General features: G+C 42.6%; 3 protein-coding genes. 2 read left to right on the forward strand and 1 reads right to left on the reverse strand.

Features of this window, described 5'->3' with window-relative positions; all coding sequences use genetic code 11:
• Together Q0N89_RS09800 and Q0N89_RS09805 are read left to right on the forward strand one after the other, a co-directional pair.
• Window positions 1-739: sulfate ABC transporter substrate-binding protein (locus Q0N89_RS09800; protein WP_294035916.1), on the forward strand; the 739-nt coding region annotated here is incomplete at its 5' end.
• A 236-nt stretch (window positions 740-975) separates the two neighbouring features.
• On the forward strand, window positions 976-2028 hold the full coding sequence (locus Q0N89_RS09805; protein ID WP_294035918.1) for a sulfate ABC transporter substrate-binding protein: 1053 nt from the start codon (window positions 976-978) through the stop codon (window positions 2026-2028).
• Between the two features lie 114 nt (window positions 2029-2142).
• Here the strand turns inward: Q0N89_RS09805 and Q0N89_RS09810 are convergent, their stop codons facing one another.
• Window positions 2143-2673, reverse strand: a complete 531-nt coding sequence (locus Q0N89_RS09810) for a hypothetical protein (protein ID WP_294035920.1) — start codon at window positions 2671-2673, stop codon at window positions 2143-2145.
• Window positions 2674-2895 lie beyond the last annotated feature (222 nt).

Genomic DNA, 2895 nt, shown 5'->3' on the forward strand with positions numbered 1-2895 from the left:
GGATATTGAGCTGCTAGCCGATGCCAAACTGGTCGATACCAACTGGCGTCAAGAATTTCCGAATAACGCCATTCCATTTACCAGCACCATCGTATTTTTGGTGCGTGAAGGCAACCCAAAAGGCGTCACAGACTGGAGTGATTTGGCAACCAAAGGCACTGAAATCGTCATCGCCAACCCAAAAACCACCGGCAATGGTCGCTATGCATTCTTGGGTGCTTATGGCTACGGTCTGCATACTTTTAATAAAGACGAAACCAAAACCAAAGACTTTGCCAAACAGTTGCTTAGCAATGTCAAAGTCTTTGAAAACGGTGGCCGTGCTGCAACAACAACCTTCGCTCAGCGTGGCATTGGCGATGTGCTCATCACCTTTGAAAATGAAGCTAATGTCATCAAAGGCAAATTTGGTAATGTCGAAATTGTTTATCCAAGCTACACAGTCAATGCTGAGAACCCTGTTGCCGTTGTCAAGTCTGTTACCGACAGCAAAGGCACAACCGACGCTGCCAAAGCGTATCTGAACTACCTATCCAGCGATGAAGCGCAGGAGCTTGCAACCAATTTCTACCTACGCCCAAGCAATGCTGATATCCTGGCCAAACATCAGGATAAATTCCCTGCGATGACGACATTCTTCCCGAATGAAGTCTTTGGCGACTGGGCAAGCATCATGAGTACTTATTTCAGCGAAGGCGGCATCTATGACCAACTGGCTGTAGAAGCACAGAACAAATAACCCCATCACCTTATCACAATCAGTCAAGATATTGTCTTGGCTGATTTTTTTGTACTCAATATTTGTTAGCCAGCAGTAGTGGCTGATGCTATTGGTTGGACTTGGGATTGCTTGGAAGAAATTGCACTTATGCGATTTTGGAATAATAAAGAAAGTTTTTTGAGTTTTAACTATTTGCCAAGTTTCGATAAAGTAAGCATATCAACCGATGGTTATCTATTTTTAAGGAAAAGCAAATGAAATACGCCAAAAATCTCAGTCTAAGTGCGCTTGCCATCGCAAGCATCATCAGCCTATCCGCCTGCTCAAAATCTGAGCCGACTGCAAGCACTCAAGCAGGCACCAGTGCAGCCAAGGTCGAACTACTCAATGTATCTTATGATGTCTCACGAGATTTTTATAAAGAATACAATGAGTTATTCATCAAGCATTATAAAACCGCCAATCCTGATGTTACCGTCAGCATCAAGCAATCACACGGCGGCTCAAGCAAACAAGCCCTATCGGTCGCCAACGGACTACAAGCCGATGTCGTCACCATGAACCAAAATTCGGACATTGATTTATTGGTCAGCAAAAATCTTATCAGCAGTAATTGGCAAGAAAAACTACCAAATAAAGCCGTACCTTATACCAGTGCGACGGTGTTTCTCGTGCGTGCGGGCAACCCAAAAGGCATCAAAGACTGGTCGGATCTCACCCGTAATGACATCCAAATCGTCCTACCCAACCCAAAAACATCGGGCAACGGTCGCTATGCATTCTTAGGTGCTTATGGCTATGGTCTGCATAGCTTTAATAAAGACGAAGCCAAGACCGATGAGTTTATCAAAACTCTACTTGGCAATGTCGCTGTGTTCGACAGTGGCGCTCGTGCTGCGACGACAACCTTTACCCAGCGTGGTATCGGCGATGTGCTCGTCACCGCCGAAAACGAAGCCAATCACATCGCTCATAGCCTAAACAAAGGTGAATTTGAAGTCGTCTATCCAAGCTACACGGTTGCCACCGAGAACCCAGTGGCGGTCGTCGAAGCCGTCGCCACCAAAAAAGGCAGTGATAAAGTTGCTCATGACTATTTAGAATACCTATACAGTGATGAAGGTCAAGAGCTGGCAGCCAAGCTGTATCTACGCCCAAGCAATCCTGATATCCTAGCTAAGCATAGTGACAGATTCCCACAGATGACGACATTTTTGGTCAATGATGTCTTTGGCGCATGGGATAGCGTGATGAAAACTTATTTTGCTGATGGTGGTAAGTTTGATCGTTTAGCGATTAAGCAATAATCAGCCTACGATATACAGTATCTTTGATAACACCTTGCTATTTGGCAAGGTGTTGTTGTTTGTGATGGGTTGGGTTTTGATGGTGCATGGTATGCACCCTGCTGTACCATAATGCTATTTTATCAAATGCTCAATTTGTTTTAAGTCTGATATCGTAGGTATGGTAATCACCCCACTCGATTTATATTTATTTCCGTTCAAATCCTGTAAAAATCCACAAGTTCTGCATTCATAGACAAGCGATTTTTCTTTAACCACTATCAGTCCACCTGTGCCACAATTAGCGCAATCAAAGTCCGTTTCCAAAAAAAATAACTCTTCTAAACGACACCTAAATATCATGGCTAATGTTTTTGTATCTGTCTTAAATTTCGAGAAATTTTTCAGCCCACACATCAGATCCTCATGGTTGGTACAAGCAATAGGATAGTCCAAAACATTCAAATCTTTAAATTGGAAAATACCTTCAACTTCATCAAAAACTGTATCTGCCAATTCAGTCTGATGATTGTTAATCCATTCTATCAAAGACTCGGCAATTATTTGATTGTTGGCATTGTTGTGAATCAGTAATTCTATACATTGTATAAGACTGCCAATCAGCGACTTTTTAACCCGCCTGCGAGCCTGATATTTTCTTATCATAAAATTCTCTTACAAGTGTGTAGGGTGCACACCGTGCACCATTGATTGAATAGTTTTTATGGTGCATGATATGTACCGTAATGAACTTCTACCAATTCCACAGTACCGCCTTTATATCCACAATTTCACCATCATAACATGACACTTTTATGTATCAAATAGCATCATGAACCGACCCCCAATTCTTAGACACTAAGATTAACGGTTAAGGTTTAATCAAGG

The sequence above is a fragment of the uncultured Moraxella sp. genome (assembly GCF_945873075.1).
GTDB lineage: Bacteria > Pseudomonadota > Gammaproteobacteria > Pseudomonadales > Moraxellaceae > Moraxella.